12 protein-coding genes are annotated in these 17,357 nt (G+C 65.2%); 8 read left to right on the forward strand and 4 right to left on the reverse strand.

Annotated elements, in window-relative coordinates; all coding sequences use genetic code 11:
- Together AC1DT3_RS02940 and AC1DT3_RS02945 are read left to right on the forward strand one after the other, a co-directional pair.
- The coding region (locus AC1DT3_RS02940) for an ATP-binding protein (protein WP_477463745.1) at positions 1–515 on the forward strand (515 nt) is incomplete at its 5' end.
- Positions 516–566: 51 nt separating this feature from the next.
- A complete protein-coding gene (locus AC1DT3_RS02945) occupies positions 567–1,124 on the forward strand; it encodes an ActR/PrrA/RegA family redox response regulator transcription factor (protein WP_477463746.1) in 558 nt (185 codons plus the stop codon).
- Between the two features lie 57 nt (positions 1,125–1,181).
- Here the strand turns inward: AC1DT3_RS02945 and AC1DT3_RS02950 are convergent, their stop codons facing one another.
- Positions 1,182–1,742, reverse strand: coding sequence for an MmcB family DNA repair protein (locus AC1DT3_RS02950; RefSeq protein WP_477463747.1), 561 nt, complete (start codon positions 1,740–1,742; stop codon positions 1,182–1,184).
- A gap of 146 nt (positions 1,743–1,888) precedes the next feature.
- On the opposite strand from AC1DT3_RS02950, the gene AC1DT3_RS02955 reads away from it, so the two are divergent.
- From AC1DT3_RS02955 to AC1DT3_RS02980, 6 genes are all read left to right on the forward strand, one after another.
- Positions 1,889–4,405, forward strand: a complete 2,517-nt coding sequence (locus AC1DT3_RS02955) for an ABC transporter ATP-binding protein (protein ID WP_477463748.1) — start codon at positions 1,889–1,891, stop codon at positions 4,403–4,405.
- Between the two features lie 88 nt (positions 4,406–4,493).
- A complete protein-coding gene (locus tag AC1DT3_RS02960; RefSeq protein WP_477463749.1) occupies positions 4,494–5,420 on the forward strand; it encodes an MBL fold metallo-hydrolase in 927 nt (308 codons plus the stop codon).
- A 572-nt stretch (positions 5,421–5,992) separates the two neighbouring features.
- Positions 5,993–10,678 carry a beta strand repeat-containing protein gene (locus AC1DT3_RS02965; RefSeq protein WP_477463750.1) on the forward strand — a complete coding sequence of 1,562 codons (4,686 nt, stop codon included), beginning with the start codon at positions 5,993–5,995 and terminating at the stop codon, positions 10,676–10,678.
- Positions 10,679–10,957: 279 nt separating this feature from the next.
- A complete protein-coding gene (locus AC1DT3_RS02970) occupies positions 10,958–11,965 on the forward strand; it encodes an NAD-dependent epimerase/dehydratase family protein (RefSeq protein WP_477463751.1) in 1,008 nt (335 codons plus the stop codon).
- Positions 11,955–13,031, forward strand: coding sequence for an MraY family glycosyltransferase (locus AC1DT3_RS02975; RefSeq protein ID WP_477463752.1), 1,077 nt, complete (start codon positions 11,955–11,957; stop codon positions 13,029–13,031). Before AC1DT3_RS02970 ends, AC1DT3_RS02975 begins: the two co-directional genes overlap by 11 nt.
- A complete protein-coding gene (locus tag AC1DT3_RS02980) occupies positions 13,028–13,957 on the forward strand; it encodes an NAD-dependent epimerase/dehydratase family protein (RefSeq protein WP_477463753.1) in 930 nt (309 codons plus the stop codon). Before AC1DT3_RS02975 ends, AC1DT3_RS02980 begins: the two co-directional genes overlap by 4 nt.
- Here AC1DT3_RS02980 and AC1DT3_RS02985 read toward each other — a convergent pair.
- From AC1DT3_RS02985 to AC1DT3_RS02995, 3 genes are all read right to left on the reverse strand, one after another.
- On the reverse strand, positions 13,878–15,857 hold the full coding sequence (locus AC1DT3_RS02985) for an SDR family NAD(P)-dependent oxidoreductase (RefSeq protein ID WP_477463754.1): 1,980 nt from the start codon (positions 15,855–15,857) through the stop codon (positions 13,878–13,880). The two genes, AC1DT3_RS02980 and AC1DT3_RS02985, sit on opposite strands and share 80 nt — an antisense overlap.
- 106 nt (positions 15,858–15,963) lie before the next feature.
- Entirely contained in the window at positions 15,964–16,749 is a 786-nt protein-coding gene (locus tag AC1DT3_RS02990) for an ABC transporter ATP-binding protein (RefSeq protein ID WP_477463755.1), read from the reverse strand.
- A partial coding sequence (locus tag AC1DT3_RS02995) for a FecCD family ABC transporter permease (protein WP_477463757.1) occupies positions 16,746–17,357 on the reverse strand: 612 nt, incomplete at its 5' end. The genes AC1DT3_RS02995 and AC1DT3_RS02990, both read right to left, overlap by 4 nt.

A 17,357-nucleotide genomic window follows, 5' to 3' on the forward strand; every position in this document is an offset into this window, starting at 1 on the left:
TCGCACCCCAGCGCGCTCTCGATCCGCATGTGGAGGTGATCGCCGAGGGCGAAGGTCCCGAGCCGATGGGGCGAAAGAATCCCGGCGTGGTGTACGGTCTCGCCAACATTCTCGACAACGCGGCCGACTTCGCTCACGAAAAGGTGACCGTGGTCGCGCGCTGGTCCCCGGACGACGTGTCGATCGAAATCCGCGACGACGGCCCCGGCTACGCCCCTGAAGTTCTGCTGCGACTCGGCGAACCGTACGTAACCACGCGCAGCGCCGCGAAACGCACGGAAACCGATGAGGATGTCGCGTCCGGATTGGGGTTGGGCCTGTTCATCGCCAAGACATTGCTCGAACGATCCGGCGCGCACATCGCGTTCGTGAATGCGAGCCCTCCGGGAAAAGGAGCGATCGCGCGGATCGTTTGGCCGCGTCGCACGTTTGAAAGAGGTGCGGCAATATTGCCGCAGGGGTCCGGAGAGCGGAACCTAACGGAAGAGGGGAAGCATTCCTATATCGGGCTGTGAGCTGTTCGCTCACCTCATTTTGGGAGTCTCGGGATGCAGGGAGATGTTCTGATGGCCGAAACGCCGGTGGCGTTCGAGGATCGGGCCGACAAGAGCCTCTTGATCGTCGACGACGACCGCCCCTTCTCGACGCGTCTGGCGCGCGCCATGGAGGCGCGCGGATATCATGTGCGCGTCGCGGAAAGCGTGGCCGATGGTCTCGCCGCGATCGAGAGCGAAGCACCGGCTTTCGCCGTGATCGACATGCGACTCGGCGACGGCAACGGTCTCGACGTGATCGAGCGATTGAAAAACCGCCGACCGGAAGCACGCGGCGTGATCCTCACCGGATACGGCAATATCGCGACGGCGGTGACCGCCGTGAAGATGGGCGCGTTCGACTATCTCGCGAAGCCCGCCGATGCGGACGAAATCCACGCCGCGCTGATGGCGCCCTCCGGCGAGCGCGCGTTGCCGCCCGAGAATCCGATGTCCGCCGACCGCGTGCGCTGGGAGCACATCCAGCGCGTGTACGAATTGTGCGGTCGCAACGTGTCGGAGACGGCACGGCGATTGAACATGCACCGTCGAACGTTGCAGCGAATTCTCGCGAAGCGCGCCCCACGCTGAGTGATCGTCACAGTCGGTCGTCGAAGCAAGGGTCAGAGGTGGCCGTCAAAGACGAGTTCAGAGGTGGCCGTCAAAGACGGCATCGGGGTCCGCCAGGGAATGCAGCACTGACGCCGCCGCGCGGGCGAAGCGCAATGTCACGGCCTTTCGGCGCGCGCCGGCGAGCGGATGATGATTGGCTTCCCGCATGATCGCCGCGCCGAAGGCGTCGGCGACGATGAGGCCGCGATCCGGCGGCAGGATTTCCGATGGCACCGTCTCGGGAATCGCGAAGTAGAACCGATCGCAGAAATCCTCGTAATTCGGCCATTTCTGATCGGTTCGGAAATCCACGACGCTCGATTTGATTTCAATGATGACGAGACCGCCGTCCGGCGCGAGCGCGATGATGTCGGCCCGCCGACCATTGGCGAGGGTCAGCTCGGGAAGGGTGACGTGGCCGAGCTGCGCGAACAGACGGCGCACGCCGCGCTGGAGGCCGGAGGCCATCAGCGACTGGCGGCGATCGGGCGCCAGGATCGGTTCCCGCCCGGAGATATCACGCCCGGAGATCACGATGGATTTCTCGACGAGTGGCGAATCGGGGAGCGGCGAATCGGGGAGCGGCGAATGGGACATGGCGACAGGCTAAGCCAACAGGTGCGGTTCGCAACGCCATTGATGTCGCGGATGTGAGACAGTTGCGACTTTTAAGGAGCGCGCTCTAGCCGAGCCCGTTCGGCTTGGCTAACGTCTCGTCGCCTTTCAGCTTTCAGGGACATCTCATGGAGCGCGATCCGCTGCGCCTTGCCTGGACGACGACGCCGACCCGCCATCTTCTCGCGATCCTGCTTCTTGTCGCTGCGGGGGTGTTGCTGGTTCTGGAATTCAATCTCGTGCGCTCCCTGGTGGACGAGATCGCGCTCGGCGTGTCGCCTTCCGCGCAGCCTGCATTCCTGCCGATCGCCCTCGTCCTGCCCGGGGGAATTCATGCGGGCGCCCTCGTGTTGTTCGAGGGGTTTCCCCTCGACCCCGCGACGTTCCGTAAGGTGGCCATCGCCGCCGTTGCCGTCGTTCCCATGCTGATCGGCCTCCTTCTGATCGGTGTCGGCGTGATCATCAGTTCCGTGGGCACGCGCGTCCTGAGGCGTATTCGGACCATCGTCCTCAAGGCGGTGCTGCGCGCACCGCCCTCGGCCCGTGAGGAGACCGCAGAGGCGGCTTCCGTCGCCGGTGAGATTCTCGCTGGAGAAAGCGCGATCTTCGGCGCGGCGGTGATCCTGTCGATCAAGCTCGGCGGAATGATCGGATTGTCCCTCGCCTTCGTGCTCACGGCGGGTTGGAAGCTTGGCCTTATCCTTGCGGCAACGCTGGTCGTCGGCGCCCTGTTGAGCATTCGTCGCCTCAACACGCGGCTCGCCACGGCCGATGCCCGACGCCGCGAGGGCCGGTCGGTCGGCGACGTGTTCGCCGCCTTGATCCAACGTCTCCCGGCTATTCACGCCCATGGCACGGCGCCGCATGAGAACGAGGCCGTCAGCGCCGACATCGTCGGCGGCCATGTGCCCGTCGAGGCGCACGAGCGCCGCCTCGCGGTGATCGAAGCGGCTGCATCGATCGTGCTCCTGCTGTGTCCTGTGGTGGTTCTTGCGCTCGGTGGTTGGGCCGGAATGGTGAGTTCCGGCACGTTGGTCGCGAGCGCGCTGGCTGCCGCCCTGGCGGCCTTCGGCGTCCGCGAAGTGGTGCAATGGCAGCGCGCGCTCGAGCGCGCGCGTCTCCTTTTGTCCGATGTGGCGCAGGGCATCGCCGCTCTGCAGACCCGTGATCGCCGCGCCTCCAAGGAACCCCTGCCGGTCGCCGGATCGCTCGTGGCGCAGAACGTCTCGGCGTACGACCCGGTGAGCGGGGGGCGCATTTCCGGCGTCACTCTCGACCTGCCCTATCCCTTCCACGCCGCCCTTGCGGGCGATGGGGATTCGGGCTCGCGGCTGCTCGCCGCGCTCATCGGCGGCCAGCTCGCGCCGTCGACGGGCCACCTGACTTATGGTGGTGCCGATCTGTCGGCTGCCGATCCGATCGCACGGGCGCAACGCATCGCCTATGCGGGCGAAACGGTCCTCCTGCCCGGAACGCTTCGGGACAACCTGGTCTATGGCGCGGAAGCGCAATCTGATCTCGATCGCCGCCTGGCCGAGGCGATCACCATCACCAAGCTCGACCGGCTGACCCATGCCCGCGGGCTTGGCTCGACGTTCAATCCCGAGCGCGAGCCCAAGCTCGGTGCCTCTATCGTCGAGGCCCGCCGCGCCGTGCAGACGGCGCTGGTGCAGGAAGGGCTCGATCGCTTCGTCGATCCCTTCGACGTGACCCGCTACAACCGTCATGCGACGATCGGTGAGAACCTGCTGTTCGGAAAACCGGTGGGCGACACGTTCCGCGAGGATCGCCTCGCCTCGCATCCGTTCATCCGCGCCATTCTCGAAGCGGCCGATTTGACGAAGCCCCTTGCGCGCATGGGGTTGTCCATCGCCACGAGCATGATCGAAATCTTCGCCGACATCCCGGATGGTCATCCGCTCTTCGAGCGTTTCGGCTTCTTCTCGGCGGCTGACAGGGCTTATTTCGAGGATCTCGTCGAGCGCCGCAACGAGAAACGACGGGCGACGTCCGGGCATGACCGGGAGCGTCTGATCGGTCTTGCTCTGCGCTACAACGAGAGCCGACACCGTCTCGGCCTGCTCGACGAGGCGATGCAGGACCGCATCGTCGCCGCACGCGCGGATTTCGCGCGCATGCTGCCGGTGAGCTTGCAGCCGTCGATCGAATTCTACGACGCCGACCGCATCTGCACGGCGGCGAGCGTGCAGGACAATCTGTTGTTCGGCCGCATCGCGTCGGATCAGGCGGGCGCCGAGGAATCCGTTCAGAACGTCATCCGGCGCGTGCTGACCGAGCGCGGTCTCGACGAAGGCGTGTCCCGGATCGGCCTGAACAGTCCCATCGACGTCCGGGGCGGCGATCTCACGCTGACCGAAATCGCCGCCATCGATCTGGTCCGGTGCCTGATCCGTGAGCCCGCGGTGCTGGTGGTGGCCCGCGCTCTCGACGGCCTGCCGGGACCGTCGGCCGACAAGCTTGTCGGCAACCTGCGTCGGGCGCTGGCGGGGCGGGGCCTGATCCTGGTGACGCCGGACATCTCGCCGGCGATGGACCAACCGCCGTTCGACGCCGTTATACGTTTTACGAGAGGCGAACCGTCGGTCGAGATGCGCGTTGCAACGAAAGAGAGGGCGATCGCATGAGGATTTCGGCGGCAGGATGGCTACCGTCCTCTCTCATGTGCGCTAGCGCACATGATGAGCTCTGCGGAATTGCCATGTATAGATCATCATGAGGGGTTCATCGTCACCCGACCTCTTGCAGGTCCGGTTCTGGGGAACCCGTGGGTCCACCACGGCGTCCGGTCCCCGATTCGTCGAGTTCGGCGGGCATACCCCATGCGTCGAGATCCGCTGCGGTGATCGCCTCTTCATCGTCGATGCCGGCACTGGCCTGTCCGCCTTGGGCGATGCCCTCGGCCAGGCCGCGCCGAAAGAAATCGACATCCTGCTCAGCCATCTCCATCTCGATCACGTCGGTGGTTTTCCGTTCTTCAAGCCGGTGGTGTTCGACAGCGACCGGGTCATCCGCACCTATTGCGGCAATCTCGATGGCGAGACCGCCAAGGACGCGCTGGAGCGGCTTTATTCGCCCCCGCTCTTCCCCATCCGCCTCGGGCAATTGCCGGCGCAGCTCGAGCATCACGGCTTCCACGCCGGCGAAACCCTGACCTTCGGCGACGGCGCCACCGTGCGCACCCATCCGTTGAACCATCCCGGCGGCGCCACCGGTTATCGCTTCGACCATCGTGGCCGCGCGGTCTGCTACATCAGCGATCTCGAACATTCCGATCCCTGGCCCGACCCGGCCCTCGCCGCGTTCGTGCACGGGGCGGACCTGATGATCTACGACGGCATGTTCTCGGAAGCCGAATACACGCGCTGCGTCGGCTGGGGCCATTCGACGTGGCAGAAGGGCGTCGATCTCTGCCGGGCCGCCGACGTCAAGTCGCTGGCGATCTTCCATCTCTATCCGGGCCACGACGACGTCTATCTCCGCGCCGCGGAAAAGGACATGCAGACCGTGATGCCGGAGGCGTTCGTGGCGAGAGAACGCCAGAGCGTGACCTTCGCCCCTGCCGACAAGGGCAAGCCAAAGGGAGCGAAGAGCGCCGCCGACCCCAAGAAAGCGACCGTCTCGACCGATTTCGCGACCTGACAGCGGCGAGTGAGCTCCCGAAAGCCTCATCCTGAGGAGCGAGGCTCGAACGATCGTCATCCCCGGCGACGTCATGGCCGAGCTCGTCGGCCACCCCGATCAGGAAATCCGCCGCACCTCCCAAATCGAGGTCACCGGGACAAGCCCGGTGAAGGGGGTGGGGTTACAATCCTCCACCGCTGTCATGGCCGGGCTCGTCCCGGCCACCTCGATCAGGAAATCCGTCGCACCTCACAAATCGAGGTCACCGGGACAAGCCCGGTGATGACAGTGGGAGAACGCGGCGTCCCCCGGCGCACCCCTCCGTGTCATCCCCGGCGAGCGAAAGCGAGGGAAGGGGACCCATCGTGATCCCGACTTCGTATGCGCCACGGTGCGGCGCTATGGGTTCCCTTCCCCTACGACGGCTCCGCCCTCTCCGGCCGGGAATGACAGTGAGAATTGGGAAATGCCGGGAAAATAGGCATCTGTTCAATTGATACGAAATAACGTACAGAATCATCCTTGGCGGTTCCGATCGGGAGCCCCGCGGGACGGATGGTCTCCGCGTCGTTCGCTCTCCGGGGATACAGATGATCGATCAGCACGCCGCCGACGCCTTGCCCAGCGCCGCCGATGGAACGTCGCCTCCTCACGGGCTCGCCGACACCACCCCCACGATCGCCAATCTCGACGGCGACATGATCGTCCTCACGACGGCCGGAACGGTGCGCCTCGACCAGGGGACGCAGGCCATCGTGACCGATCCGGACGCGGATCCGCGCTATCTCACCGTCTATTTGTGGGACCCTGCGGCGTCCGACTCCCTGGGAATCGACACGAACGGCACCGGTATCACCTTAAGTAACGAGCAAAATGGAGTGAGCGAGGTCAGGATCGATGGCGACCTCATCGCGACGTTTTCAGGCGGCGACGATACATACATCTACATCACCCTGACCCCCGCCGCGACGATGGACGACGTTCAAAGGCTGGTCAGGGCCATCACCTATACAAGTACGGTGACGAACCCGACGCAAGTCGTCAGGAACTCCATCGAGATCGAACTCACGGATCGGAGCGGCGACACCGCCTATGCCTCTGTCGACGTGGTGGTCGCACCCGCCGGGACACTGGTCTTGAGTGGCGAAGCCGATGACTTGGCCGGAACCGGCGCCGACGACCTTTTCATCGCTCGCGGGGCGGATCTCGACGACGGCGATCAGCTCACGGGCGGAGGCGGAAGCGACACGCTGAGACTTGAGGAGGGCGGCGACTTCGATCTGAGCACGATTGCGCTGACCGGCATCGAGACGATCGAGGGAACAAGCGCCTATGATCGCATCACGATGTCGGCGGCGCAGCTCCGTGATTTGGCGCGCATCGACGGCCACGGCGGGTTCGATTATCTTCGCATCACAGGGACAGCCGCCGATCCCAATGTCGACCTCAGAGCGCTGGATATGGTGGACGTCGACCGTATCGAGCTGATGTTCGACGGCGCGCGGATCGTCCTCGACGATCGCGACACGGCAATGCGCGTCTACGCCTACGAATCGAGCGGCGACCAACTCGTCCTGACGAGCGGCGTTCTCACCGCGCAGGAACGGGAAGTCCTCCACCACCGCGGCATCGATTCGATCGAGAATAACGGTTTGACGACGACGCGGGTCGCGCCCGTCATCGCCGGCCTCGGCGGCGATCAAGTCGCGAGCAACGGCAGCACAGCCGTTCATCTCGATACGGGAACACAAGCCGACATCACCGACGACGACGGCCTTCTCGGCTCGCTCGTCGTGCGCGTGACGACGCGCACGAGCGCGACCGACATCATCGGCATCGATACCAGCGTCCATCCCGGCGGCGACAGCGTCGTTCTTCTGTCCGGCGACCTGCACAGTGGCACCACGGTCAACATCCTCACGGCCGGCGGACAATCGATCTACATCGGGTATATCGAGTACCATCCCGACGCACCGTCCGCTCTCGCCATTGAGTTCACGGCCGACGCAACGCCGGAACTCGTCGAAACGCTCATCCGCAACCTCACCTACCGCAGCACCGCGGGGGATCTCGCGCAGGATCTCACCATTGAAATCAAACTCGCCGATATCGGCGGGCGCACGACGGTCAAGACGACGACGGTGCTGGCGAGCGTGGGGGATACGTTCGTTCTGACCAGCGGCGCCGACAGTTTCACCGGGACGGGCTCGAGCGACGTCTTCACGACGAATGTGGCCCATCTCAGCGCGGGCGATGTTCTCACCGGTGGCGGGGGTAACGACACGCTTCAGCTCGTGGGCGGCGGCGAATTCTACCTCCCCGGAATCACCTTCACCGGTATCGAGACGATCCTTGGTTCGCTCGCCGATGATAGCATCGGCATATCAGCCGCTCAGCTGCAGAACGTGACGCGCATCGACGGGGGCGGGGGCGATCATGATGACCTCATGCTCCTCGACGGCACCGTCAGCCTCGTCGGCAAGACGCTCGTGGGAATCGAAACGATCTTCTTGAGCGAAACGACACGGAATCTCACCGTCGGCGATGCGGCGACAGCCATGCTGGTGAACGGCACCGAATCCTATTGGGATACGTTGACCGTCGCGAGCGGCACGCTCACTCAGGAGCAGCGTGCACTGATCCATCGCCACGGCGTCGACACGATCGTCGCAGGCGGCGTGACGACCACGCATATCGCGCCGCAAACCGCGAACCTCAATGGCGACGTTCTCGTCGTGGCCGATGGCGCCGCCGTTCATCTCGACAGCGGCACTGCAGCGGTGCTGTCGGACGACGACGGCGCGATCTCGGTCTTGAGGGTCTCCACGCGATATCGGTTCAATGATGACGATTACTTCGGTGTCGATACGCTCGGTGGCGGCATTCAGCTGGAGAACGGTCTCAATCAAGGCAGTATCGTCACGGTCGACGGAACGGCGATCGGTCATGTCGAAAACCCGTCGAACGGCCAATCGTCTCTCGTCATTCGCTTCTACGACGACCCGACGATCACCGGTCAGGTGGCGAAGGTGGAAAAGCTCATCCGGGCACTCACCTACCGCAATGCGTCAGGCAGAATCGACGAGGCGATAGACATCGCCATCGACCTGACGGATATCGGCAATCGCACATCGGCGCATATCGTGACGGCGGCACCGCCGAGCATCATCATGCTGACGGCGGGCGTGGACAACCTCACCGGCACCGCGGGCGACGACGTCTTCTCCGCCAGCCAGGCGCAGGTCAATGACGGCGACGTCGTCGTCGGCGGAGGCGGTAACGACACGCTGGAATTGCGCGGGGGTGGCTTCTTCTTCCTCTCCGACATGAACTTTTCCGGCATTGAAACGATCACCGGGTCTGACTTCGGCGACACGTTCGTGTTGAACGCCGCACAACTGAACGATGTCAGTCACATCGACGGCGTCGCACAACCACAAGAGAGCGACGCTCTCCAAATCTACGGCACGACGATCAGCCTCGTCGGGAAGACGATCAGCAACATCGATTACATCACGCTTGGATCGGACAATGCCGTCGTCACGGTGGACAGCAGGGCCAAAGCCATGCTGATCAACGGATACCAATCGCAAGGCGACCACCTCAATCTCGTCGGCAACGACAGTCTCACCGCGCAGGACATCGACGACCTCCACGTTGGGGGAATCGACAAGATTTCCGTGAACGGCACTGTTCTCTCCGAACGCCACGCTCCCGTCATCGGCAATCTCGGCGGGGATCAAGCGGCCGCGGTCGCCGGCAACGCGGTGAGGCTCGATACGGGTGCGCTCGCTACGATCGCGGACGACGACGGCGCGATCAACTTCATCACCGCCAGAATCACGACCCGAGGAAACCCTCAGGATGAACTCGGCCTCGATCTTTCCAATGGTCTCTCGCGACCGGGCGGCGAGGTTCTGATGAATGGCGGCGTCGCGATTGCAACAATCACGGAATCGCCGGGCTTCGCGTTCAATTTGAGCATTTATTTCCTCGCGACGGCGACGATACAGGACGTGGAGAAGGTCCTGCGCTCACTCACCTATCGCAATGTCAACGGGCATCTCGATCAGAATCTGGAAATAGAGGTCAGGGCGTACGATCCAGGCGGGCGCTTTACGGCCAAGACCGTCACCGTCGTCCCGGGCGGAGTCGATCCCGACAACACCGCGCCGACGGACATTCGGCTTGGCGGCGAGACCGCGCGGGAGGTTGCCGAAACCGCGCTCACCATCGGCCCCCTGAGCGCCGCCGATGCGACTCCGGGCACCGCGCCGGTCACCTTCGTGTTCGACTCTTCGGCGGAAGGCGGCGGCAATGCGGGCGGATTGTTCGTCATCGAAGCCGGCACGCTCAAGGTCGCCGCCGGCCGCGCGCTCGATTACGAGGCGCTCGCCGCCGGCCACAAGTTCCACACGGTCCACGTGAAGGCCACGGATTCCGATGGCGGCGTCAGCGCGACGCAGGCGCTCAAGGTGATGGTGTCCAATGTCAACGAAGCGCCGCGCTTCAGCGGGTCGTCGGCTGCGACGGTCGTCGAGAACGTGGCGGGTGCGACCGTCGCGACCCTGTCCGCTGCCGATCCCGACGGCGACCCGATGACATATTCCATCGCGCCGAACGGCGATCCGAGCGGCAAGTTCGAGATGGTCGGAACGACGCTCAAGCTGAAGGCGGGAATCGGCCTGGACTATGACGCGCCGAAAAAATCCTTCGCGGTCACGCTCCGCAGTTCGGACGGCAATCTGACCGACGACCGGGTTTTCACCATCGCAGTCGCGAACGACACGCGCGACGACGGCACCGGCCGCGCCGACAGGATCGTCGGCACCGCCAGCGACGAGACGATCGCGGGCGGGCGCGGCAATGACCGACTTTCGGGGCAGGGAGGCGACGACGTCCTGATCGGCGGGGCGGGCAACGACACGCTCACCGGCGGCAGCGGGAAGGACGTCTTCACCTTCACGATCAAGCCGAACGCCCGCACCAATGGTGACAAGGTCGTCGATTTCGACCCCACGCGCGACAGGATCGCCTTCGAAAACGCAGTGTTCAAGGCGCTCGGCAAGGCCGGCAAACTCAAAAAAGCGTTCTTCACCATCAGCGACGACGGCCAGGGCACCGCGAAGGACGGCAACGACCACGTGATCTATGACCGCACGAGCGGCGCGCTCTTCCACGATGTCGACGGCGCGGGGGGCAAAGCACCGGAGATGATCGCCATGCTCAGGAAGAACCTGAAAGGATTCGACGCGAGCGACCTTCTGGTGATCTGACCAGGCCCGCGCTGCGGCCCGCGCGTGTCATTCCCTCATCCCCAGCTGTCATCACCGGGCTCGTCCCGGTGACCTCGCTTCGTGAGGCGCGGCGCCCAGCCGATCGGGGTGGCCGGGACAGGCCCGGCCATGACGGTTGAGGGTCGGCCGGTTGAGGATCGATCCCGACACCCGCTTCGCACCGAGAAGGCCTCGCACCAGAACACGCGACGCAATCCCGATTCCCCTTTTGCCGATCACGCTCTAAGGTGCGGGCCGTCAACCGAAGCGGGCCTGTCCATGTCGCCTCCCCTCATCGTGACCGGCGCCGCCGGTTTCATCGGGTTCCACGTGGCCGAGAGGCTGCTCCGGGATGGCCATGCGGTCGTCGGGGTCGACAATTTCACGCCCTATTACGACCCCGCGCTGAAGGAGGCGCGGTTCGCGCGATTGACCGGACACCCCAATTTCATCGAGGCGCGCCTGGATCTCGCGGATGCGGGAGCGACGCGCGCGCTCTTTCAGCGCCATCGGCCGCGCCACGTGGTGCATCTCGCCGCGCAGCCCGGCGTGCGCTTCGTCGATCCGCAGCCTTATGCGACCTCCAACGTGGTCGCCTTCCTCAACGTGCTGGAATCGTGCCGCCATGGCGACGTGGACCATCTCGTCTACGCGTCGTCGAGTTCGGTCTACGGCGCCAATCGCAAGCTTCCGTTTTCCGAGCACGACAGCACCGAGCATCCCGTCAGCCTCTATGCGGCGACGAAGAAGGCCAACGAGATGATGGCGCATTCCTATGCGCATCTGTTCGGTCTGCCCGTGACGGGCCTGCGTTTCTTCACGGTCTACGGACCATGGGGACGACCGGAAATGGCGGTCTATACGTTCACGCGCGCCATTGCCGAGGGTCGGCCGATCGAGGTCGCGAATGCGGGCAAGGTCTGGCGCGATTTCACCTACGTGGACGACATTGTCGAAGGTGTCGTCCGCGTGATCGATCGTCGGCCCTCGGTGAATCCCGCGTGGAACGCGAAAGCGCCCGATCCGGCGACGAGCGCCGCGCCCTATCGCCTCTACAATATCGGCAACGACAATCCGGAAGAGCTCAACACGCTGATCAGCCTGATCGAGCAGGAACTCGGCATCAAGGCCGAGCGCATCGAGCGACCGCTGCCGCCGGGCGACGTTCTCGAAACCCGGGCCGATGTGAGCGACCTTCGTCGCGATGTCGGCTTTGCACCGCAAACTTCACTCGCCGAAGGCGTTCGCCGCTTCGTGGCGTGGTATCGGGAATATCATGGTCTCTGAACACCTTCTTCTCGCCCCGCTCGCGTCCGCGATTCTGACGGTCGTGCTGATCCTTCTGTTGAAGCCGCTGCTGGTGCGCTACGCGCTGGCGCGACCCAATGCGCGCTCGAGCCACAACGTGCCGACGCCGCAGGGCGGCGGCATCGCGATCATGGGGGCGCTCGTCGTCGTTCTCATCGCGGCGGCGTTTTTCACGCCCTGGTCGCCGCCTTGCGATTGCGGGAACGGCCTGTCCGGAATTCTGTCGTTCCTCGCGCGGCAGGAATTGGCGGTGGTGTTCGTCGCGGCGATCCTGCTCGCCTTCGTGGGCGCGTTCGACGATATCAAACCGCTTCCCGCGCGCTCGCGCCTCGCCCTGCAATTCGTCGCGGTGACCGCGATCATCCTCGTGACGAAGATGCCCGGCCGGATTTTCCCGGCCGACATCATTCCGTCCTTCATGGAGACGGGACTCATCATTCTCGGTGGCGTGTGGTTCGTGAACCTCGTCAACTTCATGGACGGGCTCGATTGGATGACGGTCGCCGAGATGGTGCCGATCACCGCGTTCTTCACCTTCATGGGAGTCTATGCGGTGGGTCCGGCGATCGGACCGGCGGCTCTCGTGGCGGGGGCGCTTTGCGGCGCGCTCGTCGGTTTCGCCATCTTCAACAAGCCTGTGGCGAAACTGTTTCTCGGCGATGTCGGCTCGCTGCCCATCGGGTTGATCGTGGGATGGCTGCTCCTCATGCTCGCGGGCGCCGGCGCGCCTGTCGCCGCGATCCTGCTGYCGCTCTACTATCTGATGGACGCGACCATCACTTTGGTGCGCCGCTTCGCGCGCGGCGAGAAAGTCTGGGAGGCGCATCGCAGCCACTTCTACCAGAAGGCGACGGATAATGGTTTCTCGGTGATGTCCGTCATCGGCCACGTATTCGTGGTGAACCTCGTTCTCGCCGGACTTGCGACGGTGACGCTGTTCTGGCCGTCCGTGGCGACACAGATCCTCTGCCTCGTCGCCGGCGTTGGCGTGGTGAGCGTCTTGCTGATGCATTTCTCGCGTCCGCGCCTGGTCGTCGCCCGATGAACGCGCCGCTGATCGCACTCACGGGCGCGACCGGCTTCATCGGCCGCTATCTGCTGCACGACCTGACACGCCGCGGCTACCGCGTGCGCGTTCTGCTGCGCCGCCCGTCGGACGTTCCCGAAGGCGCCGCAAGCGCCGTCATCGGGGATCTCGCGACGCCCTACAACATGGCGGCCGCGTTGCGCGACGTGGACGCGGTGATCCATTCCGCCGGCATCGCACATGCCATGTCGGGACGCCCGGAAGACGATTACCGGACCATCAACACGGATGCGACGCTGGCGCTCGCACGTGCGGCGGAGCGCGCCCACGTGAAGCGCTTCGTGTTCCTGTCCTCGATCCGCGCGCAGAGCGGGCCGGTCGCCGATGGCGTGCTGACCGAAGACGACGCGCCGCAGCCGACCGACGCCTATGGCCGCTCGAAGCTCGAGGCCGAGCGCGGACTTTCCGATCTGCCCATCGATTGGGTCGCTCTGCGTCCCGTCCTCGTCTACGGACCGGGCGTGAAGGGCAACATGGCGGCGCTCATGAGCCTTGCCCGCTCGCCGTGGCCTTTGCCTCTGGGGAGCCTGAAGAGCCGCCGTTCGATGCTGGCGCTCGACAATCTCGCAGGCGCCGTCGATACGGTGCTGCGGGCTCCGGGAACGATCCGCCGGCCGTTCATCGTCGCGGATCCCGATCCCGTCACGGTGCCAGAAATGATCGCCGCGCTGCGCAAAGGTTTGGGACGCAAGCCCGGCCTCGTCCCCTGTCCGGCATTCGTGTTGAAGGCCGCGGCGGAGTTGACCGGGCGCGGCGAGGCTTATCAGCGGCTCGCCGGGTCGCTCATCGCGCGCCCGGAAGCGCTCATGCGCTTTGGCTGGACACCRTCGGTTCGGACTCCGGAAGGGCTTGCGGCGCTGGCACAGGCGGACCCCGGCGCTTGAATTCGGGGATCGCATCCTCGAACACCCGCTCGGCCGCCGCCCGATCGCCCGACTTCAGGGCCCGGCGCAGACCGTCGAGCCATTCGGAGACCTTGGCGCGATCGGCGAAGACGGGTTTCGCCGCCATGACGCCGTCGATGCCGATTTCCGCGCGCGGCTCCTCGCGTGCAAACAGAATTTCGTGCAGCCGCTCGCCGGGGCGCGCGCCGGAAACCTGGATGTCGATATCTTCGCCGGGCTCGTAGCCGGCAAGCCGGATCATGCGTTCGGCGAGTTCGTAGATGCGCACCGGCTGCCCCATCTTGAGCACGTAGACCGATKCGCGCTCGTCGCTGTTGGCGCCCTGTCCGAGCGCCCGCCCTTCGTGGTCCGCGTGCGAGGCGGACGTGAGCACGAGATCGGCGGCTTCCCGCGTMGTCATGAAATAGCGCACCATGTCGGGATGCGTGACGGTGACGGGCCCACCGCGGGCGATCTGCGCTTTGAATTTCGGCACCACGGAGCCGACTGAGCCAAGCACGTTGCCGAAGCGCACGGCGATGATGCGCGTCGCGCCTCCGCGGCCCATGAACTCCGCATCGAGCGCTTGACCGTACATCTCCGCGAGTCGCTTGGTCACGCCGAGCATCGACACGGGCTCGATGGCCTTGTCGGTGGAGATCACGACGATGGCGCCGGCGCCCGCTTCGACGGCCGCATCGGTGACGTTCACGGTGCCGAAGACGTTCGTCTTGATGCCTTCGGTCCAGTTTGTTTCGAGGTAGGGAACATGCTTCAGCGCGGCCGCGTGGAACACCACGTCGGGGCGGAAATCGCGCATCACCTGAAGCACGCGCTCACGGTCGCGAACATCCGCGATGACGCCGTCGACGCGCGTGTCGCTGGTGAGGAGCGTCGGGTTCTCGAGAATCTGGTGCAGCGAAGGCTCGGAGCTTTCGAGAACCATCAGATCGCTCGCGCCGAAAGCGACCGCGCGGGTGCAGATTTCCGAACCGATGGAGCCGCCGCCGCCGGTGACGAGAACGCGCTTGGCGCGGATGAAGTTTTCGAGACGCACGCGATCGATCTGCACCGTCGGGCGTAAAAGAAGGTCCTCGATTTCGAGCGGTGCGAGTTCGGCGTCGCGCATGCCCTCGCCGATGCTGGTGACGCGCACGAGCGGCAGACCGTGACGGCGCGCGCGGGCGATCAGCTTGTCGGGCTGTGCTTCCGGAACGAGGGCGCTAGGGGTCGCGACGAGGCGGCGGATCGGCGTGCCGCGCTCCTGGAAATCCAGCACCACCTGATCGAGATCGGCGAAGGTGCCGAGCACCGGCACGCCGCGGATCGATTGGCCGAGATCATCGTTGCGGTAGGATAGAACGCCCTTCGGCTGCATCTTCTTGACGGTGCCCGATTCGATGGCGCGCAAGATCAGCTCGATGTCGCTGCCGCGGCCGAGCAGCAGGGTCGGCACATTGGCGTCCCGCTCCAGCACATTCCGCGAGCGTGCGTATTTCACATAACGGAAGGCCAGGCGGGGTCCGCCCAGCAGGAACATCTGGATCAGCCAATAGAGGGCGATCGTGATCTTGCCGAAGAAATAGAAACCGAAGAGCTGCGGCGACACCAGGATGTAATCGGTGACGAGAAGCACGAGGGCGAGAACGCTCGAAGCCCGGAAGATATTGAACAGATCCGGCAGGGAGGCGAAGCGCCACTTCGAGCGGTAGAGCTGAAAATACCAATAGACGCCGCCGGCGACGATCAGGAACGGCGGCAGGAACAGGGGGAGGTGAGCCAGCCGCTCCGAGAGCAGCCAACCGTCGAAACGCACGTAGAAGGTCGCGAGCACCGCCACGACGGTCATGATCAGATCGTGCGCGACGATCAGCATTTTCTTGAGAAGCTGTCGGTTCATAGGCTCTGCCGGATGAAGGGCCGGGTATCCGTCGCGTTCGGCGCTTTGTCAAATGCCAGCGGTCGACAGGGGCGTCCGGAGGGGGCCGCCACGGGCGATTTTGGGGTCAGAACGGCCTGGAGACGGGGTTTTCGGCGATGATGACCGGCCTGCCGTCGTCCATCATGACGCGGGCCACGATGCCGAAGCTGTCCGCCAGATGCGGCGGTGTCAGGACGATTTCGGGTGCTCCATGAACCCGGACGGTGCCTCGATCCATCAGGACGATCGCGTCGGCGTAACGGGCGGCGAGTGTGAGGTCGTGGGTGATGGCGACGACGACGGCCCCGGCCCGGGCATAGGAGCGCAGCACGTCGAGGACGAGGAGCTGATGGCGCGGATCGAGCGCCGCGATCGGCTCGTCGACGAGCAGGACGGGAGCCTTTGTCGCGAGCGCCCGGGCGAGGAGAACCCGCGCCCTCTCACCACCGGAGAGCTCGGTTGCCGGGCGGGTTTCGAAGCCCTTCAAGTCGACGGCGGCGATGGCCTCCTCGACCGCGGCGCGGCCGATCATCGGAAGCGAATCGGGCACCTCCCCATGGGGGAGACGTCCCAGGGCGACGACGCTCGCCACCGGCAACGGCCAGGCAATGCCGCCGCCCTGATGGAGATAGGCGACGGTCCGGGCCCGATCGGCTCCGCTCATGGCGGTGACGTCCCGGCCGTCGAGACGTACGGCCCCCTTCGCGGGGACGAGCAATCCGGCGAGGGCGCGCAGGAGCGTCGTCTTCCCGGCGCCGTTGGGGCCGAGAATCATCGTGAGCCGCCCCGATTCGAAGGCGAGGTCGACGGATCCGACGACCGTGCGGCCGCCGAGCTTCACCGACAGCGATTCGGCGTCGAGCCGGGTCATGCCGGGGTCTCCGAAAGCTCGGCCTTGCGCTTGAAGATGACCCAGAGAAAGAACGGCACCCCGAGCATGGCGGTGAGAACGCCGATCTTCACCTCGGAACTCGTCGGAATGAGCCTCACCGCGCAATCGGCGGCGAGGAGGAGCGCCGCGCCGACGAGACCGGCCGGGATCATCGTCCGCGCGGGGTCGTAGCCGACGAAAGGCCGCACTAGGTGGGGCGCGACGAGGCCGATGAACCCGATCGACCCGGCGACCGCCACCGAGGCGCCGGTGCCGATGGCGGCGGCGCCCACGATCGACAACCGCAGGCGGGTCATGTCGACGCCGAGGCTTTTCGCGGTGTCCTCGCCGAGCGCCAGCGCCCGCAGGGACGGCGCCGCAATCAGAAGAAGGACGCTCGCGATGAGGACGAAGGGCAAGGCCAGCATCACATGAACGCTGGAGCGATCCTCCAGCGAGCCGAGGAGCCAGAACACGATCTCGGTGACGGCGAAGGGATTCGGCGACAGGGAAATGGCGAGCGAGGTCGCCGCCCCCGCGAGGCTCCCGACGGCGAGCCCCGTCAGGACCAGCACGACGATGGTGGTGCTACGGCCGGCGACGAGGAC

Source organism: Microvirga sp. P4_G7 (assembly GCF_056401005.1).